Origin of the sequence: Acinetobacter sp. Ag2, assembly GCF_001005515.1 — a bacterium.
GTDB lineage: Bacteria > Pseudomonadota > Gammaproteobacteria > Pseudomonadales > Moraxellaceae > Acinetobacter > Acinetobacter bereziniae.
Genome location: NZ_LBNA01000053.1, coordinates 146,947 through 167,752, shown reverse-complemented (window position 1 = coordinate 167,752; position 20,806 = coordinate 146,947). Strand labels below are relative to the sequence as shown.

Annotated in this window: 26 protein-coding genes; 15 read left to right on the top strand and 11 right to left on the bottom strand. The window is 38.1% G+C overall.

The genetic code is table 11. The features are described 5' to 3' along the window. Positions 1-66 precede the first annotated feature (66 nt). The 3 genes from AAV97_RS14285 to orn all read right to left on the bottom strand — a co-directional run bounded on the left by AAV97_RS14285 (position 67) and on the right by orn (position 3,350). The gene (locus AAV97_RS14285; protein ID WP_004825077.1) at positions 67-870 is read right to left on the bottom strand and encodes an enoyl-ACP reductase FabI; all 804 of its coding nucleotides are present in this window, start codon (positions 868-870) and stop codon (positions 67-69) included. Between the two features lie 158 nt (positions 871-1,028). Beyond that, positions 1,029-1,763, bottom strand: coding sequence for a Bax inhibitor-1/YccA family membrane protein (locus AAV97_RS14280; protein ID WP_005033931.1), 735 nt, complete (start codon positions 1,761-1,763; stop codon positions 1,029-1,031). 1,029 nt (positions 1,764-2,792) lie between these two features. After that, positions 2,793-3,350 (bottom strand): oligoribonuclease, encoded by a 558-nt coding sequence (orn, locus tag AAV97_RS14275; RefSeq protein WP_009586958.1) that lies wholly within the window; start codon positions 3,348-3,350, stop codon positions 2,793-2,795. Between the two features lie 124 nt (positions 3,351-3,474). Here orn and rsgA point away from each other — a divergent pair, with 124 nt between their 5' ends. The 5 genes from rsgA (at position 3,475) to AAV97_RS14250 (ending at position 6,419) form a co-directional block, all read left to right on the top strand. Beyond that, complete coding sequence (gene rsgA / locus AAV97_RS14270; RefSeq protein WP_005033936.1) at positions 3,475-4,533, top strand: ribosome small subunit-dependent GTPase A; 1,059 nt, start codon at positions 3,475-3,477, stop codon at positions 4,531-4,533. Positions 4,534-4,624: 91 nt separating this feature from the next. After that, positions 4,625-5,035, top strand: coding sequence for a rhodanese-like domain-containing protein (locus AAV97_RS14265; RefSeq protein WP_004825084.1), 411 nt, complete (start codon positions 4,625-4,627; stop codon positions 5,033-5,035). 16 nt (positions 5,036-5,051) lie between these two features. Next, a complete protein-coding gene (gene grxC, locus AAV97_RS14260) occupies positions 5,052-5,309 on the top strand; it encodes a glutaredoxin 3 (protein ID WP_004825086.1) in 258 nt (85 codons plus the stop codon). A gap of 32 nt (positions 5,310-5,341) precedes the next feature. Further along, the gene (secB, locus tag AAV97_RS14255) at positions 5,342-5,800 is read left to right on the top strand and encodes a protein-export chaperone SecB (protein WP_004825088.1); all 459 of its coding nucleotides are present in this window, start codon (positions 5,342-5,344) and stop codon (positions 5,798-5,800) included. A 145-nt stretch (positions 5,801-5,945) separates the two neighbouring features. Continuing rightward, a complete protein-coding gene (locus AAV97_RS14250; RefSeq protein ID WP_046760888.1) occupies positions 5,946-6,419 on the top strand; it encodes a DUF4184 family protein in 474 nt (157 codons plus the stop codon). A gap of 11 nt (positions 6,420-6,430) precedes the next feature. Here the strand turns inward: AAV97_RS14250 and AAV97_RS14245 are convergent, their stop codons facing one another. The 6 genes from AAV97_RS14245 to coaBC form a co-directional block, all read right to left on the bottom strand. Beyond that, a complete protein-coding gene (locus AAV97_RS14245) occupies positions 6,431-7,048 on the bottom strand; it encodes an alpha-ketoglutarate-dependent dioxygenase AlkB family protein (RefSeq protein WP_042090302.1) in 618 nt (205 codons plus the stop codon). Then, a complete protein-coding gene (locus tag AAV97_RS14240; protein WP_009586966.1) occupies positions 7,035-7,280 on the bottom strand; it encodes an Ada metal-binding domain-containing protein in 246 nt (81 codons plus the stop codon). The genes AAV97_RS14245 and AAV97_RS14240 overlap by 14 nt, the downstream gene beginning before the upstream one ends. A gap of 3 nt (positions 7,281-7,283) precedes the next feature. Then, positions 7,284-8,021: a 2OG-Fe(II) oxygenase gene (locus AAV97_RS14235; RefSeq protein ID WP_046760887.1), complete on the bottom strand. Its 738-nt coding sequence runs from the start codon at positions 8,019-8,021 to the stop codon at positions 7,284-7,286. Beyond that, entirely contained in the window at positions 8,008-8,859 is an 852-nt protein-coding gene (locus AAV97_RS14230) for a bifunctional transcriptional activator/DNA repair enzyme AdaA (RefSeq protein ID WP_004825097.1), read from the bottom strand. Before AAV97_RS14230 ends, AAV97_RS14235 begins: the two co-directional genes overlap by 14 nt. Before the next feature lie 381 nt (positions 8,860-9,240). Then, entirely contained in the window at positions 9,241-9,615 is a 375-nt protein-coding gene (locus AAV97_RS14225; RefSeq protein WP_004825098.1) for a cytochrome b562, read from the bottom strand. Positions 9,616-9,779: 164 nt separating this feature from the next. After that, entirely contained in the window at positions 9,780-11,045 is a 1,266-nt protein-coding gene (gene coaBC / locus AAV97_RS14220) for a bifunctional phosphopantothenoylcysteine decarboxylase/phosphopantothenate--cysteine ligase CoaBC (RefSeq protein ID WP_005033953.1), read from the bottom strand. A gap of 102 nt (positions 11,046-11,147) precedes the next feature. Here coaBC and radC point away from each other — a divergent pair, with 102 nt between their 5' ends. The 4 genes from radC to AAV97_RS14200 all read left to right on the top strand — a co-directional run bounded on the left by radC (position 11,148) and on the right by AAV97_RS14200 (position 13,804). Beyond that, complete coding sequence (gene radC / locus AAV97_RS14215) at positions 11,148-11,882, top strand: RadC family protein (RefSeq protein ID WP_046760886.1); 735 nt, start codon at positions 11,148-11,150, stop codon at positions 11,880-11,882. 38 nt (positions 11,883-11,920) lie between these two features. Then, positions 11,921-12,832, top strand: a complete 912-nt coding sequence (locus AAV97_RS14210) for a bestrophin family protein (protein WP_004825105.1) — start codon at positions 11,921-11,923, stop codon at positions 12,830-12,832. A gap of 98 nt (positions 12,833-12,930) precedes the next feature. Continuing rightward, positions 12,931-13,215 carry an antibiotic biosynthesis monooxygenase family protein gene (locus AAV97_RS14205; protein ID WP_042090296.1) on the top strand — a complete coding sequence of 95 codons (285 nt, stop codon included), beginning with the start codon at positions 12,931-12,933 and terminating at the stop codon, positions 13,213-13,215. A gap of 106 nt (positions 13,216-13,321) precedes the next feature. Then, positions 13,322-13,804: an ankyrin repeat domain-containing protein gene (locus AAV97_RS14200; protein WP_046760885.1), complete on the top strand. Its 483-nt coding sequence runs from the start codon at positions 13,322-13,324 to the stop codon at positions 13,802-13,804. Between the two features lie 75 nt (positions 13,805-13,879). On the opposite strand, the gene AAV97_RS14195 is transcribed toward AAV97_RS14200, so the two are convergent. Continuing rightward, positions 13,880-14,761 (bottom strand): energy transducer TonB, encoded by an 882-nt coding sequence (locus tag AAV97_RS14195; RefSeq protein ID WP_004825113.1) that lies wholly within the window; start codon positions 14,759-14,761, stop codon positions 13,880-13,882. Positions 14,762-14,991: 230 nt separating this feature from the next. On the opposite strand from AAV97_RS14195, the gene AAV97_RS14190 reads away from it, so the two are divergent. The 6 genes from AAV97_RS14190 (at position 14,992) to AAV97_RS14165 (ending at position 19,921) form a co-directional block, all read left to right on the top strand. Continuing rightward, the gene (locus AAV97_RS14190) at positions 14,992-15,678 is read left to right on the top strand and encodes a hypothetical protein (protein WP_046760884.1); all 687 of its coding nucleotides are present in this window, start codon (positions 14,992-14,994) and stop codon (positions 15,676-15,678) included. Between the two features lie 154 nt (positions 15,679-15,832). Beyond that, complete coding sequence (locus AAV97_RS14185; protein ID WP_010591293.1) at positions 15,833-16,537, top strand: DUF3108 domain-containing protein; 705 nt, start codon at positions 15,833-15,835, stop codon at positions 16,535-16,537. A 103-nt stretch (positions 16,538-16,640) separates the two neighbouring features. Next, on the top strand, positions 16,641-17,216 hold the full coding sequence (locus AAV97_RS14180) for a xanthine phosphoribosyltransferase (protein WP_004825120.1): 576 nt from the start codon (positions 16,641-16,643) through the stop codon (positions 17,214-17,216). Between the two features lie 151 nt (positions 17,217-17,367). Beyond that, complete coding sequence (locus AAV97_RS14175) at positions 17,368-18,231, top strand: acyl-CoA thioesterase (RefSeq protein WP_046760883.1); 864 nt, start codon at positions 17,368-17,370, stop codon at positions 18,229-18,231. A 232-nt stretch (positions 18,232-18,463) separates the two neighbouring features. Next, positions 18,464-18,826, top strand: coding sequence for a hypothetical protein (locus AAV97_RS14170; protein WP_042090293.1), 363 nt, complete (start codon positions 18,464-18,466; stop codon positions 18,824-18,826). Between the two features lie 156 nt (positions 18,827-18,982). Then, on the top strand, positions 18,983-19,921 hold the full coding sequence (locus AAV97_RS14165; protein WP_046760882.1) for an NTF2 fold immunity protein: 939 nt from the start codon (positions 18,983-18,985) through the stop codon (positions 19,919-19,921). A 275-nt stretch (positions 19,922-20,196) separates the two neighbouring features. Here AAV97_RS14165 and wrbA read toward each other — a convergent pair whose 3' ends face one another. Beyond that, positions 20,197-20,790 (bottom strand): NAD(P)H:quinone oxidoreductase, encoded by a 594-nt coding sequence (wrbA, locus tag AAV97_RS14160; protein ID WP_046760881.1) that lies wholly within the window; start codon positions 20,788-20,790, stop codon positions 20,197-20,199. Positions 20,791-20,806: the final 16 nt, after the last annotated feature.

Sequence of the window (20,806 nt, the reverse complement as noted above, 5' to 3'; positions counted from 1 at the left end):
CCTCAATATTCATATTTTAATATTGAGGTTTATGTTTTGAATTCAGTCAGTTAAATATACTTAACTTTATTCGCCATCCATCATGGATTGGCTCATACCCACAGTATTGAAACCTGCATCGACATACAAGATTTCACCTGTAATACCATTTGCCCAAGGTGAACATAAGAACAATGCCGCATTCCCAACATCTTCAATTGTCACATTGCGTTTCAGTGGTGCAATTTTTTCATTGGCATCTAACATCTTACGGAAAGACTTAATCCCTGATGCCGCTAGAGTACGGATTGGACCTGCTGAAATCGCATTTACACGAATTCCTTCTGCACCTAGACTCGAAGCCAAGTAACGTACACCTGCTTCTAAAGATGCTTTTGCCATCCCCATCACGTTGTAGTTTGGCATCACAGACTCAGAACCTTGGTAGGTCAAAGTCAGTAAACATCCTTGGCGAGCAAGCAATAAAGGTTTCGCAGCACGTGCCATTGCCACAAAGCTATAAGCACTGATGTCATGTGCAATTTTAAAGCCTTCGCGGTCAGTTACGTCCGTAAAATCACCATCCAGCGTATGCGCAGGTGCAAAGCCGATTGAGTGAACAACACCATCCAAACCATCCCAATGTTTTGCCAGTTCAGCAAAAGCATGGTCAATTTCTGCATCTACAGCAACATCACAAGGAAAAACCAGCGTTGAACCAAATTGTTCTGCAAACTCATCCACACGTTTTTTTAATTTATCATTTGGGTAAGTAAATGCGAGTTCTGCACCTTCACGGTGTAATGCCTGAGCAATACCAAATGCAATGGATAATTTACTTGCAATACCCGCGATTAAAAAGCGTTTACCTGCCAATAGTCCTTGTGCCATGAAATTCTCACTTGATTAATTTTGTAAGCATAATGCCAAGTCTTGACTCAGAACTAAATTGCATAATGCATCTTTTTTTAAAAGTTTAGTAAAAATATAAAAAAACGCACTGTAAAAAGTGCGTCTTTATCAAATCTATTTTGCTCGATCAGTAATGATTAATCATCACCTTGCAATAAGCTCAATAAACGTAGGAATGAATAGTACATCCAAACCAAAGTTGCCAATAAAGCAATACCACATAACCATTCATATGATTTAGGCGCACGTTGTGCAGCAGCAGATTCAATCAAATCAAAGTCAAGGATCAAGTTAAGTGAAGCAATCACTGCAACAAATGCAGCAAAACCAATACCTAACAGGTTACTTTCAAATAAGAACGGAATGCTTGAACCAAATGCCAAACGCATGATGAATTGCACCACAAACACCAAACCAATGGCGATAGACGCTGAAATCACAACCGATTTAAATTTTTCAGTTGCACGGATAATTTGGAATTTATATAAACCAAACATCACCAAAGTTGTGACAAAAGTTGCCAAAAGCGCTTGTAAAGGAATACCTGGGAACTTCAATTGGAAGATGACGGAAACACCACCTAAAAATGCACCTTCAAAGAATGCATAAGGAATCGCCAACACACGTGCTGTATTCGGTTTAAATGTCGCAATTAAACCTAAAATCAAACCACCAATTGCACCAACCATTGTAGCAGCGTATGCAATTCCTACATTCATGGTGCTAAAGCTATAGAAGAAAATTCCAACACCTAATACCGCAGCAATCACAGTCAATAAAATAGACTTTTGAATTGCGCCTTGTATGGTCATTGGCTGTTCATAATCCGCATACGTTTCCGCACGCGTTAAAATTGGGTTATTACTTTGCATAGTCAATCTCTTTGTAATAATTCAAATATAAAAGGATATTAAAACGTTTTTTATGCAAACAATTTGAACTGCTTGCTCTTTTTTGTAACGAGTTGTCAGAAGACATCGCTTTCAGTATAGCTTAAAAAATTAAAATTCATAGTAAAAAAGAGATTAAAAATTCCCTTGTTTCAATCTGATATATACCTATATATCAGTTTATATCTAACAATTGAAAGATAAATAAACTTGTTATAAATAAATGATTAGATGAGTTTAAACTCAGTAAAGCTCAATCCATGATGAGACTGAACCCATTTCAGTAAAGCCATGTGATCTCCTCACATATTGCAGATGACCTTTCCGAGTATCATGTTTTATCCAGATTTTTAGATCAAACTCAGCTTATTTAAACTTTAACAATAAAGCGGGGCATTGAAAGCTTTATATTATTCAACAAAATGTTCGTAGCATTGATTTTATTGATCTATTGAAATTATATTTTACTGTATAAGTTTTCAACAGATTGACTGTAACTTACACGAGCGATGTAGAGATTGAAATTTTATATCAACGATGTAGGTATAACTTGACTGAATAAACCAAGCCAATATAGTCAGACGATGTCGCTATCGCGGTTGGCGGCATGGATGCCGCCGTCGGTCAAGGGTGATATGGATATCCCCTTTGACCGAAAAAAAATTTTTGTTATCTTTTCATCTCTGAAAAGTAAAACATCGCCTACGCAAATCTATTTAAACTTTAACAATAAAGCGGGGCATTGAAATGCTTTATATTATTCAACAAAATGTTCGTAGCATTGATTTTATTGATCTACTGAAATTATATTTAATGTATAAATTTTCAACAGATTGACTGTAACTTACACGAATAATGTTGAGATTGAAATTTTATACTATCCAAGTCGGCATAACTTGACTGAATAAACCAATCCAATATTAGTCAGACGATGTTGCTCTTTGAATACCAAAGAGCAACAGCAACAAACTTAGGGGGAGTACCCTAGCCGATCATCTCACTCAAACTGGCTTAATCTTTATTCTCAATAAAGAAATATTGACGGTAGTATTTTAATTCTGCGATTGAGTCGCGAATATCATCCATCGCCAAATGTGATGCATTTTTCTTAAGACCACTCATAATTTCTGGTCTCCAGCGTTTTGCCAATTCTTTAACAGAAGATACATCCAAATTACGATAATGGAAAAATTGCTCAAGCTCTGGCATTAAACGATGCATAAAGCGGCGATCTTGGCAGATTGAATTTCCACACATCGGTGATGATTTCGGACTGACCCATTTCTTTAAAAATTCTAAGGTTTGTTGTTCCGCATCTTGCGCTGTGAGTTTACTGCGACGTACACGTTCGATCAAACCTGACTGACCATGTTGTTTGGTATTCCACTCATCCATTGCATTGAGAATAATATCTGATTGATGCACTGCAAGTACTGGACCTTCCGCCAAAATATTTAAATGGTCATCTGTCACAATGGTTGCGATTTCAATGATCTTGTCATTATCAGTATCTAGACCTGTCATCTCGAGGTCAATCCAAATTAAGCGGGTATCCAGTGTACTGCTCATAGAGTCAATCTTATTAGGTCAATAAAAAAATGAATAGTAGCAAATTTCTTACTTCAGCGCTGTAATTCATTCGCTCATCATGGTATTTTTGCCTTCTCATTTTCAAGGTTTTTTTAGGACATGAATGGCTTTAATTCGTAAACGTCGTTTGACTGAACAGCAGCAACGCCGCATTCAGAAACAACATAAAACACGTCAAGAAGAAATCGACACTTCCAACGACCTAGAAGGTCTGGTTGTTCAGCATTATGGACGACAACTCGAAGTACAAGCCCTTTCTACACCCGCTCAACATCCACAAAAACCTATTGTTCAAGCAGGCGAACCTGAACCCTTTTGGAAACCGATTGAAATCGGTAGTGTCTGGCGTTGTCATACCCGTACCAATCTTGAATTGTTGGTCACAGGGGATAAAGTTAAATGGCAGGCAGACCCCAATACTGGTTTAGGCATTATCACAGCTATTCACCCGAGAACATCACTGTTAACTCGCCCAGACCGTTATCACAAGGTCAAACCTGTGGCAGCCAATATCAGCTTGATCGTGATTGTTTTTGCGCCTTTACCAGAACCTGCACCTACCTTAATTGATCGTTATTTGGTGGCTTGTGCAGATGCCAATATTCCTGTGCTGTTGGTTTTGAACAAATCCGACTTACTCAAAGACAGTGACCCAATTTTAGATCTCATCAAAGAGTATCAAGACTTGGGCTATGAAGTGTTGATCACACAGTCTGAAGGTGATATTAGCGAACTGAAGCAACGTTTAGACAATGAAACCGTCGCTTTTGTAGGTCAATCGGGTGTGGGCAAAAGTACATTGATTAATGTTATTGTTCCCGATGCGGAACAGAAAACCAACATCATTTCTGAAAACTCAGCACTTGGACAACACACGACAACATCAACACGTTTAATTCGCTTTGGTGAAAATGGTGCATTGATTGACTCACCAGGAATCCGTGAGTTTGGACTGTGGCATCTAAGCCTTGAAAAAATTGATGCTGGTTTTCCCGAAATCTCCAACTTGATTGGACATTGTCAATATCGTAATTGCACGCATACCCATGAAAAGCAATGTGCGGTTAAAAAAGCAGTGGATGATGGTGAAATTCTAGCCAGACGTCTGGAAAGTTATTTGCGCTTAATTGAAGAAATCACTGATGCGCAACAAAAAAATTAAATTTCTTCTGCGATAACCTTGAAGCGGTGATTTTGATCACCATATATATACGCTATACTCGACGCAGTTTTTGATTGTAATTAGGTGACTTGTGGAACGTTGGTTTGAGTTTATGGGGAATCACCCCTTCTTATTTGGTATTTTAGGGGCACTCATTGTCTTGTTCTTTATTTTTGAAGGACAACGTAGTGGTCGTAAAATTTCACCACAATCCCTTGGTATTTTGGTGAAAGCCAAAAATGCAATGCTGATTGATTTACGTGATGCGAAAGATTTTCGCGAAGGTCATGTCAGTGGTAGCCGCAATATTCCATACAGCCAAATTGCCAGTCATATTGAAGAATTGAAAACTGCAGATCGCCCTTTAGTCTTTATCTGTAACTTAGGTCAAGTGGCAGGTAGTGCCTTGCAACAAGTCGGTCATGCAGACAGTTATCGTCTAGATGGTGGTATTAGTAACTGGAAAGCCCAAGGCTTGCCATTAGTTAAAGCTAAAAAATAAGCTTAAGGAGCTCAACATGTCTGCTGAAGTAAAAGTTTATTCAACAACTTTCTGCCCATACTGTGTACGTGCAAAATCTCTGCTTGAGCGTAAAGGTGTTGCTTTTACCGAAATTAATCTCGATCAAGAAGCACCTGAGGTTAAGACTGAGCTAATCCAGCAAACCAAGCACCGTACTGTGCCACAGATTTTTATTAATAATGAATTCATCGGTGGTTTCGACCAGCTTTATGCTTTAGAAAAAGCGGGCAAACTCGATGAATTACTTGCGTAATTAATCACTTCTTAAAATTTAAGGAATAAAGAATGAGTGAAGAACAACAAGCTCAACCACAACTAGCTTTAGAACGTATTTATACAAAAGACATTTCTTTTGAAGTGCCTGGCGCTCAAGTTTTTACGAAAGAATGGCAACCTGAATTAAACATCAACTTGTCTTCTGCTGCTGAAAAAGTTGATGCAACACACTTTGAAGTATCGTTAAAAGTCGTGGTTCAAGCAAACAATGCAGGTGATACAGCATTTATCGTGGATGTTACACAATCAGGTATTTTCTTGATTGATGGTATCGAAGAAGATCGTCTTCCTTACATCTTAGGTGCATACTGCCCGAACATTTTATTCCCATTCTTACGTGAAGCTGTGAACGATCTTGTGACTAAAGGTAGCTTCCCACAATTACTTCTTACGCCAATCAATTTTGATGCTGAGTTCGAAGCAAATATGGAGCGCGCTCAAGCCGCTGCTGCTGAAGGTCAAGCTTAATTTCTTAGATTTTAAGTTTGAAAAGACCGCTTTGTGCGGTCTTTTTTATTGCCGAATCAGTAAAATAAAATTCACTCAAATTTCACAAAATTTGATCATGGCATTTTTTATACTTTAAAAATCAAAATACGACGACAAATCACCTATGCCCATTACCCCCTTACATTTAGGTTTAGGTACAACGTGTAAAGGAATCGGAAATCATCGCTTTAGCTTACTGATTTTTTCGGGTATTCAAGTCCTGATGGATATCGAACCCTTGCTTGGTATGATTTTGGGCTGGAATACTTTACATCTTTATACCCACAATTTAATCGGTGCCTTATTGATTGCTTTAATCGCAACTCCCATAGGCAAAGTGATGAGTGAGTTTGTCTTGCGCAGACTACTCAAACAAAAAAATTGGCAAATCACATGGCAAGTGGCAACTCTCAGTGCACTGACGGGCAGTTTTAGTCACATTCTTTTAGATGGTTTGATGCATGCAGACATGTACCCTTTTTATCCCTTCAGTCAAACTCAATTTCTGCTAAATTTAATTCCCTACTCTTTTATTTTTTATGGTTGTTTTATTGGCTTTATCTTTGGCGGCATCCTATTTCTGCTGCATGAAAAATAACAACAAAATTTTTATACACCCGTCTCAACAATCGTTCTAAAGGTCAAATTAATCCGAGCAGTGTGGACTTTTTTGGTCGGTGGCAAGCGATGCAACCAATGGGTTTGTGTGGTGTCTTTCATGATCAGTAAACTGCCATTTTCGAGAAAAATCTCCACTTTTTCTTGGCTATTTTTATGTTTAAAGGCAAATTTTCGGACTGCCCCAAAACTTAAAGATGCGATCGCACCATTCTTTTTTAGATCTGTTTCACCATCACTGTGCCAAGCCATTCCCTCTTCGCCTGTGTGGTAAAGATTAAGCAGACAGGAATTAAATGTTTCACCTGTAATCCGTTCAATCTGCTGTTTAAGTTCAAGTAATTGCTTTGTCCATGGCAAGGCGTATTTTGATGTGTTGGAATAGGTATATTCATAAGGCTGATTGCCATACCATGCCACTTTACGTTTGGTGATGATCTTTTTGCCAAAAATAATCGCTTGATCATTTTTCCATTCAATCGTCTTTAACAGTTGCTCAAAATAAGCGTGCGCCACAGGTTCTTGCATAATGGTTCCAAAATAATGAACCACGCCATCATATGGAAGCAAGTTTTGATTTTGCTCAGGTTTAAATTCAAATTGTTGCATTTTTCCACTTCAAATAGGCTGATTTCATACAGTGTCCACATGGTCGATATTGCAATGCTAAAGCTTCCGCTTCACTACTAAAGAATACTCGATTATTTTTTAACATCCGTTTACCAGAGGCGCAGTCTAGACGTCCATAAATTCTTAGTTTTTGGTTGCCCGCAAATAAAATTTCAGCATTTTTAAGCTTGCTATATAACGCTAATCTCTCTATTTCACTATGCTGAATCATGCTTTAACTCACTGCATCATGAAAAATAATACCTAAACTATAACGCTCTCCTTCAGTTAACTGACTTACACCATGCTTCATATTGACCCGATAATAACCATGCGTACCTTTCTTGGGTCTAAAGTGTGTGGTCAAAAGTAAAACGTCACCTTTGTTCGGTTGTATCACCATTGCTTTGGACTGTGCACGAGGAATTTGCTCTGTCAGTACCAGCTCACCGCCCTTAAAATCAGCATTGGCTTGATTGAGACAAATCACCATTTGAATTGGGAAATAAACCTCACCATAGAGATCTTGATGTAAGGTATTAAAACCATGTTGTTGATAATGCAAAATCAATACAGTCGCTTTGTTTTGACCCGCTTGCTGACATTGCTGTAAAAATGCTTCATGTGATGCTGGATATTGCCGATCGATGTTTAAATTCGCAAACCAAGCATTGGCGAGCGGAACGAGGTGGGAGTAAAACTGTGTACGTAGCAATTGCAATAAATTGGGTAAAGGGTGACGAAAATATTTATATTCACCCTCGCCAAAACGATAGCGTTGCATATTGACAGTTTTACGGTATAAATCTTCATGGTGATAATGTGCTTTGATTAATTCACAAAGCTCATCGGATAAAAAATTCTCAATGTGTGAATAACCTTGCTGATTGAGCTGCTCATGGATTATTGTCCAGTCTAAGTGCTTAATTTTCTCACTCAGGACTTGAGCCTGTTGAATATTAAATGTCGACATGTGTTTGAACACCTTCCCAACCAATCATCGCCATTTTTCGACTTTTACCCCAATGATATTCACCGAGTACGCCTGTGGCTTGAATGACTCGATGACAGGGGATTAAGAATGCCACGGGGTTGTGCCCCACTGCCGTACCCACTGCACGAGAGGCTTTAGGATTTCCCACTTGTTCAGCTAAATCACCATAGGTGGTTAATTGTCCCATTGGAATTTTAAGTAAACTTTCCCAGACTTTTAGCTGAAAATCAGTCCCTTTTAAATGAAGTTTAATTTGTCCTAATGGCTGATTCTCAGATGAAAAATCAGATGAAAAAATTGCCAAAGCATGCTCATGGAGTACATCTGCTTGTTGATAAAATTGAGCATTGGGGAATTTTTCGAGCATTGCAGCAAAACTTTCCTGCTCGTTGTCTACAAAGGACATAAAGCAAATGCCTTTCGCTGTAGATGCCACCAAAACAGTTCCAAATGGGCTTTCAGCATATTGATAATGGATCGTTAAATCTTCACCACCACGCTTATATTCAGCCGGCGTCATCCCTTCTATTTGTATAAATAAGTCATGCAAACGACTGGTACTGGAAAGCCCAGTATCATAAGCCGCATCAAATACCGAATGATCTTGCTTTAATAATGTTTTGGCATGTTCCAAGCTAATATATTGCAAGAATTTTTTAGGGCTGGTTCCCGCCCATTCAGTAAATAAGCGTTGAAAATGAGCAGGACTCAAATGGATATGCGCTGCCACTTCATCGAGACTCGGCTGTGCTTTAAAATTATGCTGAATATAGGTTATGGCTTTTGCAATACGTGCAAAATGATTTTGCTCTTGCATCACATGTCTCCTGATCTTCTCGTTATAACTTAACAAAGATAAAGCCATGAACAAATCCGAATCATGCTGAGTTTAATGATTCAATATCGTTTAAAAATCACCATACAATAAAAAACCGATAGTCATTAAAACTAGCGGCTTTTTAAATGGATAAATCTATTCTTCGAAATAACGTTAGTCAAAAAAACAAGTCGTTTATACACAAGCGATATAAATTTACCTGATTCTTTGTCGTGATGAGCTATCACTACACGTAAATTATAAAGTGTGGCATTGCAAGCTTTATAACCATATGGATTACGTTAATGAACGTATATAAATATATGATCTATAATTTTGACTTATTTATAAATCATCTAAATGCATAGTTCCGCAGTAAGACTATTGATAGATCTTATGACCTTGATCACGAATTTCAGCAATTTTTTTGCCTTCCATTTTGGCATGATCTAAATGTCCACCTTTGACTAAGGCTTGCGTTTTATCAATCTGTGCAATCAATTGATCATAAAGTTGTGTTGAGCTTGGCGCACTGGCATCACCACGACCTTTCAGTTTAACTTTTTTTGCATCTGTTGCAGCCGCACGCATGTTGTCTAGTGCTTTATTGGCTTCTGCTGGATTTGTGGTTTGATTAAATGCTTTATAGTTTTTACCCAATGCCTGCATATTCTGTTGCAGAGTTGCTGCAAAACTCATTGAACTCAAACTCAAAGCAGACATCATCATTACGGTGGCTAAAGTTTTTTTGATCATTGTGATCTTCCTTAAAACTGTGGCTATTGTGAATTATCAACGGGAATGAAAGTACAGCTATTATCCATATTCAACATTAAACATAGTTTAAAACCACAAAAAATAGCAAATAAAAAATGCAACGAAATCGTTGCATTTTTATATTTAAAACCGACCAAGAAAATTTATACAGGCTCAATTTTGTGATTTAAAGCATCGTGAATTGCTTCAACCAACTGTTGAGCAATTTCTTGTTTAGATGCCTTTTCCAAGTCTCGTTTTTCCATTTGATATTGCTCAGCAAAGAACACGGTCATTGCATTTTGATCTGAAGCAAAACCAATATCTGCACGTGAAACATCATTACATGCAATCATATCGAGTTTTTTTGCTACTAGCTTTCCTGCTGCATACTCTTCAACATTGCGTGTTTCAGCAGCAAAACCCACCATAAATGGACGCTTTGACTGTTGTGCAATCGTCGCCACAATATCAGGGTTTTTAACTAGGGAAACATTGAGTTCATCACCTGCTTTCTTGATCTTATGCTCAGCAACTTCAGCCACACGATAGTCCGCAACAGCAGCAGTTGCGATGAAAACATCACAACCTTCTTCGAGTTGATGCATGCTCTCATCCAGCATCTTTATTGCTGAAGAGACATTGATACGACGCACACCATTCGGGGTATCTAAACTGACTGGTCCTGCCAATAAGGTGACTTTTGCTCCTGCTGAATAACACGCAGCTGCAATGGCAAAACCCATTTTTCCTGTACTGTGGTTGGAAATATAACGGACGGGGTCAATTGCTTCACGTGTTGGTCCTGCGGTAATCACCACACGCTTTCCTGCCAATAAGCCAAATTTTTCCGCAATCGCACGTTGTGCCTGATGGAAATAATTTTTAACCTGTTCTGCGAGATCTTCTGGTTCAGGCATACGCCCTAAGCCAACATCACCACAAGCTTGAGAGCCTGCTTCTGGCATGATCACATGCACACCATCTTCAACCAATGTATTTAAATTACGTTGAGTAGGTTTGGCAGCCCACATCTGTTGGTTCATTGCAGGGGCAACCCAAACAGGTGCTTTTGTTGCCAGATAAAGCGTACTGAGTAAATCATCTGCCAATCCCGCAGCAAATTTTGCAATCGTGTCACAACTGGCTGGCGCAACCAAAACCAGATCTGCCCAACGTGCTAATTCAATATGTCCCATCCCTGCTTCTGCTTCAGGATCTAATAATTCTGTATGAACGGGGTTACCTGACAATGCCTGAAAAGTCAGCGGTGTAATAAATGCTTGTGCACCATGCGTCATCACCACACGGACATTAAAACCGTAATCCTTTAAACGGCGTACAAGGATGGCACTTTTATAGGCAGCAATACCGCCAGTGACAGCAAGAATAATATTTTTATTAGAAAACACACTGAGATCGAAACTCACGATCAGGCTACCTTTCTGTTGCAGTGGCGCTCACAATAGCATTAAATAGTCTATCTCCCAAGCAGTTATCGGGAGAAAAATGAAAAGTACAATAAATTAAAAATGTGGAAAACAATGAACCATTCAATCAAACAGTGGCCCGAACAAGAACGCCCACGTGAAAGATTACTCTTGCAAGGGGCACACAGTTTATCCGATGCCGAACTTTTGGCAATCTTCCTTCGTTCAGGCTCTAAACAGCACTCTGCGGTCGAATTATCACGTGTATTGATTCAGCATTTTGGACATTTAAATGCCGTCTTTGATGCCTCTTTAGAAGAGCTCCGTCAGTTTCATGGGATTGCAGAAACTAAATACTCACAACTGATGGCAGTCAAAGAATTAGGTCGACGTTATCTTAAACATCAACTCCAACAAGGTATGGACTTAAGTCGTTCTGATTTAATTCGAGATTATTTACGTTATGAGTTGATTGGAGAACAACAAGAAGTCTTTGCTGTGCTTTGTTTAGATAGCCAATTACGCAAGTTAAGTTTTAAAAAGTTATTTTTTGGTTCTATCAATTACTGCAACATTTCGATCAATCAATTATTACGCCATGCCATACAAAAACAGGCGACGTTTATTGTCATTGCCCATAATCATCCTAAAGGTTTAGCAAAACCTTCACGTGAAGATTACGATCTAACTCAGCAAATATTCAAAGCCTGTCAACTGCTTGAAATAGAATTATTAGATCATATGATCATCGCCGCTGAACAAAGCTATTCCTTTACTGAACATGGACTCATCAAATCTAAAACTTTCCCTGCAAATAAGATTGACAAGTATCCTTGAAGCGGTGAAGATCACTAAAAAATTATAGACTTAAAAACATGATTGTCCGCGATCAAAACGATACCCTTAAATTACTCCTGTCTTGGCGTGGTACGATTCTGCCAAAAGTGTTACCACCGCTAGGTTTTGTGATGCTCATCTCTGCCATCGTAGGTGGAATTGAATATACTGATTTATATCGTTTTCCTGAGCTTCCTCTGGTCGGTTTTACCCTTATCGGGGTTGTCCTGTCTATTTTTTTAGGCTTTAAAAACACAGCATGTTATGACCGTTGGTGGGAAGCCCGTAAGCTTTGGGGAATGTTGATTGCAAATGCGCGTCACTTTGACCGTGACTGTCGTATTTTTCCGCAAGGTCGTCGCGAAAGAATTATTCAACATGTCATTGTTTTTGCAAACTTATTGAGAGATCGCTTACGACATCAAACTGCCAATCCCGATGCTCTGGTCGAAACTAGTGGTATGAGTCCTCAAGCATTAACCCAACTCTACCAACAGACCAATGCACCGCAATACACCCTGAGTCTAATTCAATGGGAACTGATGCAAGCTTTGAAAGAAGGTGAGATTTCAGACATCATCTACACCCAGCTCAATGAGCATGTTAATGAACTCAGTTTGGTACAAACAGGTTGTGATCGTATTGCTACGACACCTTTACCATTTGCCTATTCAGTTTTATTAAATCGAACTGTCTATTTTTTCTGCTTTATGCTTCCATTTAGCTTAGGTTCATTATTGGGTTTAGCCACACCGTTATTGGTGGGCATTTTGGCGTATACATTTCTCGGCTTAGATGCTTTAAGTACTGAGATTGAAGAACCTTTTGGTACTCAAAGCAATGACTTACCACTCGACTCGATGGTTCGTATGATTGAAATTGAACTGCTCGGAACTCTAGGTAAACCTACCCCGCCACCAATTCAAGCACAGGATCATAATTTACTTTAATGCAGAATCGCTTGAGAACTGATCTTAAGTAACTCAAGCATGCTTCCAAGCGGATTCAACATCGAATGATGTCTGTGATATAGAGCTAGGGATAAAATATGAAATATGTGGTTATTTTTAAAGCTCAGGTCAATGTACTTGATCAGACCTATATTCAAACCGCACAGCATTTACGAGAAAAAGCGCTGAATCAATTTAACTGTCAAAAATTTGAATCAATTTGCGAAAATGACTTTGAAATTGCGCTTTCCTATTGGAACTCACTTGAAGATATCCAAGCATGGCATAAAGATGCAGAACATCAAGCAGCTCAAAGGATTGGCAAACTGCAGTGGTATAAAAACTTTCATGTAGAAATTTGTGAAATCACAAGATCGTATTAACATCTGTTGACACTTCACAGATGCTTGCGACAGCTAAAATATCGACAATCTCTTCATAAAACGCTTAAAATTGGCAGACCAAATATAATTATAAAAGGACTTAGCGATGTCAGAATTATTCCAACTGATTTTACACGGCGAAAGCAACGCTGCTTTAGGAAAACTCCCCCCTGAAACCCTCAATCAACAGCTTGATGGTTCATCATTGCTGATGTATGCCTTGCAACATCAACAAGATGACATCGCGCTCAAACTAATTGAGCTTGGCATTGATGTAAATTTGCAAAATAATCAAGGACAGACAGCATTACATTTGATAGCTGTTTATAAAAATAATATCGGTATTGCTCGCGCAATCATCGAACATGGCGCAGACTTGTCACTGCAAGATCATTCAGGAAATATTTCGCTTTGGACTGCTATTTTTAATGCTCAACAACACTATGATCTGGTTAAGCTATTACTGGAAAATGGTGCTGATTTAAACAGCAAAAATCGCTCTGCGAAAAGCCCTTATGATTTGGCATTGTTGATGAAATTTCCAGAAGGTATCAACTTGGTGCAACAATACCAAACTCATTCTTTATAGTCAGTCGACTTCAGCAGATTTTTAAGCTGCGAGCGCATTGATTGTACTAGGCAATACAAGGTTTTGCTAAGCGCTCTAATGGACTTCAAATTCAGACTCAGCGGGATCGAAACGCCACGTTCTGACAATTCGTAGCTCAGAAATATCTTTCATTTTTGCATCAAAACGACCAAATGGAGCACCCTTACGTACCGAATTTTTAGCGGCTTCATCTAAAATGGCATGACCTGAACTTTCGATTAAACGAATTGCTCGTATTCCCCCTTCATTATTCAGAATCACCATTAAACGAACTTCACCTGAAAGGCGCTGTTGCTTAGCAAGATCAGGATAATAGCGGTTGCCATACATTTCGACTTTTTCACGGAATTTATCCAAATAACCAGCCGATGCATCTTGTTTCGCTTGAATGCCATCTAAGGTTTTAATTTTTTGTTGTTTACTAAAATTTTGCTGCTTCTGTAAATATTGTGCTTCTAAGCTCGCCACCATCGCGGCTTTGGCTTGCATTTGGCTTTGTAATTCTTCCATTGCCTTTTTTCGATCGTTTTGTTCAGCTTGCTTTTGCCAACTTAAAACGGTCATCAGCACTTTTTCTTCAAATTTTAATTCACGTTTTTGCTGTATTTGCTCTAAAGCTTCAAGCTGTTGATCCCCTGCACTTTTATCTTCAGCTTGTGCTGGCATATCAGAGGACATCCGATGTTCTTTACGAAAGGTTCCTGAACCTTGTTGATCTGCTTGCGCAAGGAAATCAGCATCTTTGACTTTATCTTCACTTGGGCGAATACTGACAGCAATTTCTTTTGTCGCAGTATTATTTTCTTGCGGCATACCAAATTGCACAGATAAAAATAACCCGTGGACAATTACAGCAATTGAAACTGCCCCGACAAATAATGCATCTTGCCACCAGTACCCAGTATGTTGCGTATTGGCAAATAATTTTTTTATCATGACATTAATCCGACAAAATTCCCCAATTGCCAAATTTAAAATTTATTAAAATAAGTTTAGTCTTACATTATTCACAAACTTTGTGACTGACTTAATGAAAGTAAAAACGTAATTTTAAAACACTCAAAATGGTGCAATGTTTTTTGCTAAACTGCAATCTTTAGACTTGAATTTTTTTAATCATCGACAAGTTTATCGCCTAAAAATGATGATGATTTGGGACCATACTTATGCCGACGCTACTTTCTAACATTGTTAAACGTATTCGACAAGTATACCAAAAAGCCGAAGGTTTTATAGAAGAAGAGCGCGAATTTCCACTCTCTCAAGTATTTTTAAATGCAACGTTTAAACGTTATGTCACTGACAATGTCAAAATTCTTGAAGATTTACATGCCGACTTGCATGATGATTGGTTAAGACTTTATGCAACACTGAATGTTAAAGGCATGCATTTGGTATTGTCTGTCGATCTTAAATTAGTTCAAATGGAAATGAACAAAGATATGCAACTGATTGTTTTTGAACAAATCAGCAACACCCAAGTCATCGAAGCAAAGTATCCTAATATTTGGTACAAAATGGGCGTAAATTGTGCATTGTTCTTCTATCAAAAGGTACTAAAAAAAGATCCTTTGGGCATGATCTTAGAAAAATTTGATGTCATTCGCGTGAAGGATGAATTATTACATTTAGACCTTAACCGTTGGTTAGGTAAAAACCGCTCTATTATGGACACTTTAAATAAAGTTCATGTTAATCATGCCGAACTTCGTGAAACAGAGTTGGTGGTGATTGGGAATGTCAACCTCACAGCCATATTCAGTAATTTTAGAGAAGATAATGACCGCATGGTTGACTTAGAAGAAGAGGATTATATCGACGATAAGGTCACACCCATCGAGCAAAAAAGCTAAATCGTTAATTTTGGGTCAAATTTCAAGTCAAACCGAGCAAAACCAATACATAAATTCACAGGATTTGAAATAAAGTGAATATTTTCTCCCCAATTACATTGCATAATAGATGCTATAACTCACAGATACTTTTAAATGCATAGGACATTTAATGATGGCAAAAACGTTATTTAAAACATTCAGCACAGCAGCCGGTATTTCTACTGCAATGTTATTGGTTGGATTTTCAAGCAATGCTCTTGCCATGAGTCCATTCCAAGCCAGCTATCAATTTGCCTATAATGGCAAAAATCTAGGCTCTGCTACCCGTACTTTAAGTCAAAATGGCAACAATTGGACTTATGTATTTGCTGCCAAAGCGGCTGCAATTGCATCAGCAAGCGAAACCAGTCGTTTTACTTTTAGCAATGGTCAAATTAATTCCAATAGTTTTAGTCGTACCAGTAAAGTGTTGGTACATAACGACACGATGACCATTAACTTCAATCCAAACAATAAAACCATCAATACCAAGAAAAAAGATCAAGCACGATCTTTCCCTTGGAAAGCGGGTGCTTTGGATGAACTCAATGCTGAATTACAAGTACGTGAAGACTTAAAAGGTTCTGGTTTAAAATCGAGCTATCTGATCGCTGATGCTAAGGGGCTTGACGCTCGTCGTTTTGTAAAACAAGGTACTGAGTCAATTAAAACCCCAGCGGGAACGTACAATACCATCAAAGTGGTACTCACTCATGATAATGGGGAAAAAAGCTCAATCTTCTGGTTAGCGCCACAATTGGACTATTTACCTGTAAAAATGTCGCATGTAGATGGTAAGACCTCGTATAACTTAACCCTGACCAGTTACAAAAAGTAAGAGATTTTTCACCTTTTGGTCAATTTGAGCTTGCATTTTTTTTGGTGCTTTTTAAAATACGCCTTTGCTTTAAAAAGCACCTTGCCTCTAGAGGATTCTCCCTGTGCACGCACTAGAACAGAAAATCTTAGCTGAAGGTATCGTTCTATCTGATCAAGTTCTGAAAGTCGATTCTTTCTTAAACCACCAAATTGACCCTGCCATGATGCAACTGATTGGTCAGGAATTTGCTCGCCTCTTTAAAGATGCGGGTATTACCAAAATCATTACAATTGAAGCATCAGGTATTGCTCCTGCTGTAATGGCTGGTTTGGAGCTTGGTGTACCTGTTATTTTTGCACGCAAATATCAATCTTTAACCCTTAAAGATGATTTATATCGTTCAAAAGTATTCTCTTTTACAAAACAAATTGAAAGTACCATTGCGATTTCTAAAAAGCATATTACTAAAGGCGATAAAGCTTTAGTTATTGATGATTTCTTAGCCAATGGTCAAGCTGCTTTAGGTCTTGCTGACTTAATTCATCAGGCTGAAGCAGAGGTGGTTGGTATTGGCATCGTGATTGAAAAATCGTTCCAACCAGGTCGCCAATTACTGCTTGATAAAGGTTACCGTGTCGAATCTTTGGCACGTGTTGAATCATTAGCAAATGGTACAGTTACTTTTGTAAAAGATTAAGACTTTTAGCTTAAGCTTTTATCTTAAAATTGAGCGCTCTATGCGCTCTTTTTTATCGCTTATAAAAAAGTGTTCAGGTCTTTTTAACCATTCTTTTCCTTGTTTTTTTATTCTATATTCTTCAAATAATGATACGCTCAGGCAATTATAGATGAGATCACTCACCCAAGAATTCATTGATCTATTGAATGTAAAACAACTGGATAGCTACTTATTTCAAGGACAAAATACACAACTCTTTGGTTCACACTTGATGGGAGGACAATTGGTTGCACAGGCTTTGATTGCTGCATCAAAAACCACTGATCGTCCTGCACACTCCTTACATGCATATTTTATTCGTAGTGGTCGTACAGATTTACCCATTTTATTTAAAGTGGAAAATTTACGAGACGGCAAAAGCTTTACCACTCGACAAGTGAATGCATGGCAAGCTGGTCATATTATATTTTCAGCGATGATTTCATTTGCACTGATTGAAACTGGTTTAAATAATCACATTGAAGCACCAGATTATCCTCTACCCGATCATCTCTTATCAGAACAACAGCATAAGCAATTGATCTATAAGGATGTCCCAAAAACTGCACTCGACATATTTATGCGGCAATTTTTCGTTAAAGTACATCCAGTACAACCCTTTAATCCATTTAAACCCATAAAATCAACAAGCAACTATGCGGAATATATGCAGACTTTTGACAAGATACCGCCTGAATTCGATCTTCCCATGATTCATCAAGCAATTGTTGCTTATTATTCAGACTATAATCTGTTGACCACATCACTCAGACCGCATGGCGTAAGTTATGCCAATGGCGGAGTTCGCAGTGCAAGTCTAGATCACAGCATTTATTTTCATTCAGCGTTTAGGGCTGATGAATGGTTGTTGTATGACATGGATGCCACAGTTTCCAGTCAATCTAGAGGGCTGAATTTTGGGCGAATCTGGCAAGCTGGAAAATTAGTATGCAGCGTCACCCAAGAGAGTTTAATGCGTGTTAAATCACGATAAAAAATCACATAGCATCATGTAAGCTTTTGATTTAATCGCTTAAACTTATATTTATATTTAAACTTTTCTACCCAACGTCTTCACATAAAATATAAAGAATCTACATTATATTCAGTTACAATCGAATCAAGTCTCATGATCAGCATTGCAAAACAGCTGTCGTGAAAATGAGTGAAATATTAACTATAACTTAGCGAAGACAAATGGACTTTGTTGAGTGAGTAAACAATCAATGACTGATGAACAAACAGTAACTTGCCCAAAATGTGGCTCGACAGACTTAACACGACGTGATCATGAACAGCTTTTAGGTAAAGCAGGAAGTGTCTTGCTGACCTCTGCAGGTGCAGCAGCAGGCACGGTAGGCGGTGCAGCGTCAGGGGCTTCTATTGGTGCTGCAATCGGCACGGTCGCTGGACCTTTGGGTGTGATTGTTGGCGGCACTGTCGGTACATTTGTGGGGGCAATCAGTGTAGGTATTACTGGTGGATTTCTAGGAAATCGCTTTGGTAAAAAAGCGGGTGTGATTGTCGATCAAAATATTTTCTTTGATTATCAATGCCAAAAATGCAAATATCGTTTTAATGTGAACTAATACGATTTTAGATATTCATATAAAAAATAACGCTCTTTTCTATGATGGTTTTCATCACATAGAGCGTTATTTGCTTAACATTTCAAATTATCATATTTACACATAATTAAAATTTCGGAATCTTTGTGTTCTAGATTCAGAGGAAAGTTATAAAAAATGCACATTAAAATTGAGCAACTTAAGCCATCCTCAACAACATTGGCATTCGAAAATCATCAGTTTTCAGATGAGGAAATTGAATATATTTTACAATGTAAACGCTTGTTGGGACTGTCTTTTAAACAATGTATTCTTTCAGAACATCATTTCGAAAAAATTGCACAACTTCCGAAATTGGTTAATCTAAATTTTGAAAATACCCAAGTTTCTGATGCCTCCCTAACCCACATCTCACAAATTCAAAGTTTAAATTACTTATTTATTGTCAACTCAAAATTGACTGGGGAAGGTTTTAAATCTTTTGCAAATCATAAAAAGCTGGATTGCATTTGGGCTTGCAATACTCAGGTGAATGATCAAACCTTACAATACTTTCTTAATATCCCAAAACTTTCGACATTATTATTACATGATACTCGAGTGAGTTTTGATGGTTTAATGACTTTAGCACAACATCCTAAATTACGGGTGTTTGCTAATTTGTTTAGTACCGCACAAATTGCCGAATTCGAACAAACCCAGCGTGATTTACAAAAGACAAATAAGCTATATTTTAGTCATACTCAAGTTGAAGAGGCTAAAGCTAAACTGATCAGTTTCTTTGACATGATGAATCAATGGGAAGCTTATGCTGAAAAAATTGGTTTTTGCGATGAACTTCAACAAAAGTGTCGGCAGATTTTTCAGCAATATTGTACAGATAAGCCCCGTTTTGGCTATCGTCCTGATGGCTTACACTATTCACATGCACCTAATTTCAGTTATACCGATGAAATCATGATAGATGTTGATCATGCGAGTAAAAAGAAGCTCTATATTTTTACTCATGACCGATTAAAAGGGCAAAATCGCTATACCTTAATTCTCATCGATGGAGAATGGCGTATTGACGAAAAACATCATTTTTCAGGTGGTTGGAAAAAATATGGACTGTAATCTATAAGTTATTTTTCGCTCCAATTTTCAATAATCAACAAAAATACCAAAGGCTTGAGTCATGATTGATATCACTAATCCAGTGTTTAAAAATTGAATCTTATAAGATGCTACAGTCATCTCAACACACAAGATCACTTTAAATATTTTTGGCGGGAAATGTATTGGAAACATTCTTTCGATTTTGACCTGTATAAATGAACAATACAGCACCAACAAGATGGTTTAGGTACGATGGAAGTTTTTCACCTCCATCGTATCTATCCACCTGCAACTTATATACTTAGTTTTTTTACTACTTCCCCTAAACGCTTGCCCTGCTCAGTACATAATAATTTTTCATCTGTACTCAAACTTTGGTCATGGCGTGGTCCACTGACATGACTCACCCCATAAGGTGTACCACCAGATTTGGTATTTGATAATGCGGGATGAGCATTGGTCAATCCCATAATCATCATTCCGTGATGAAATAACGGCGGTAACATGGTCAGTAATGTACTTTCCTGTCCACCGTGCATTGAACCTGATGAGGTAAAAACACAAGCAGGTTTATTATGCAAAGCACCGTTTAACCAGAGACTGGTGGTTTGGTCCCAAAAATATTTCATTTCAGAAGCCATATTTCCAAAGCGTGTTGGAGAGCCAAGCGCCAAGCCTGCACAGTTTTGTAAATCTTCCAAACTACAATAAATATCGCCTTCTTCTGGAATACTCGGTTGTGCTTCTTGAACCACCGTTGAAAGATGAGGAACTGTGCGAATTTTTACCGCCGTTCCGGTTGCTTCGATACCATTGGCAATCAAGTGTGCCATTTCTTTGGTAGATCCATATTTGCTATAGTAAAGTACGAGAACATAGGCTTGCATAAGTATGGGTTGATAA

Bases quoted from the DNA above. Each gene is read 5' to 3' on its own strand.
- AAV97_RS14170 (WP_042090293.1), top strand. From the start codon at position 18,464: ATGACTGATGAACAAACAGTAACTTGCCCAAAATGTGGCTCGACAGAC.
- AAV97_RS14175 (WP_046760883.1), top strand. From the start codon at position 17,368: ATGAGATCACTCACCCAAGAATTCATTGATCTATTGAATGTAAAACAA.
- AAV97_RS14165 (WP_046760882.1), top strand. From the start codon at position 18,983: ATGCACATTAAAATTGAGCAACTTAAGCCATCCTCAACAACATTGGCA.
- AAV97_RS14190 (WP_046760884.1), top strand. From the start codon at position 14,992: ATGCCGACGCTACTTTCTAACATTGTTAAACGTATTCGACAAGTATAC.
- AAV97_RS14225 (WP_004825098.1), bottom strand. From the start codon at position 9,615: ATGATCAAAAAAACTTTAGCCACCGTAATGATGATGTCTGCTTTGAGT.
- rsgA (WP_005033936.1), top strand. From the start codon at position 3,475: ATGGCTTTAATTCGTAAACGTCGTTTGACTGAACAGCAGCAACGCCGC.
- AAV97_RS14240 (WP_009586966.1), bottom strand. From the start codon at position 7,280: ATGATTCAGCATAGTGAAATAGAGAGATTAGCGTTATATAGCAAGCTT.
- wrbA (WP_046760881.1), bottom strand. From the start codon at position 20,790: ATGCAAGCCTATGTTCTCGTACTTTACTATAGCAAATATGGATCTACC.
- AAV97_RS14185 (WP_010591293.1), top strand. From the start codon at position 15,833: ATGGCAAAAACGTTATTTAAAACATTCAGCACAGCAGCCGGTATTTCT.
- orn (WP_009586958.1), bottom strand. From the start codon at position 3,350: ATGAGCAGTACACTGGATACCCGCTTAATTTGGATTGACCTCGAGATG.
- AAV97_RS14245 (WP_042090302.1), bottom strand. From the start codon at position 7,048: ATGCAACAATTTGAATTTAAACCTGAGCAAAATCAAAACTTGCTTCCA.
- AAV97_RS14230 (WP_004825097.1), bottom strand. From the start codon at position 8,859: ATGCAAGAGCAAAATCATTTTGCACGTATTGCAAAAGCCATAACCTAT.
- AAV97_RS14235 (WP_046760887.1), bottom strand. From the start codon at position 8,021: ATGTCGACATTTAATATTCAACAGGCTCAAGTCCTGAGTGAGAAAATT.
- AAV97_RS14250 (WP_046760888.1), top strand. From the start codon at position 5,946: ATGCCCATTACCCCCTTACATTTAGGTTTAGGTACAACGTGTAAAGGA.
- grxC (WP_004825086.1), top strand. From the start codon at position 5,052: ATGTCTGCTGAAGTAAAAGTTTATTCAACAACTTTCTGCCCATACTGT.
- secB (WP_004825088.1), top strand. From the start codon at position 5,342: ATGAGTGAAGAACAACAAGCTCAACCACAACTAGCTTTAGAACGTATT.
- AAV97_RS14205 (WP_042090296.1), top strand. From the start codon at position 12,931: ATGAAATATGTGGTTATTTTTAAAGCTCAGGTCAATGTACTTGATCAG.
- AAV97_RS14285 (WP_004825077.1), bottom strand. From the start codon at position 870: ATGGCACAAGGACTATTGGCAGGTAAACGCTTTTTAATCGCGGGTATT.
- AAV97_RS14280 (WP_005033931.1), bottom strand. From the start codon at position 1,763: ATGCAAAGTAATAACCCAATTTTAACGCGTGCGGAAACGTATGCGGAT.
- AAV97_RS14195 (WP_004825113.1), bottom strand. From the start codon at position 14,761: ATGATAAAAAAATTATTTGCCAATACGCAACATACTGGGTACTGGTGG.
- AAV97_RS14210 (WP_004825105.1), top strand. From the start codon at position 11,921: ATGATTGTCCGCGATCAAAACGATACCCTTAAATTACTCCTGTCTTGG.
- AAV97_RS14200 (WP_046760885.1), top strand. From the start codon at position 13,322: ATGTCAGAATTATTCCAACTGATTTTACACGGCGAAAGCAACGCTGCT.
- radC (WP_046760886.1), top strand. From the start codon at position 11,148: ATGTGGAAAACAATGAACCATTCAATCAAACAGTGGCCCGAACAAGAA.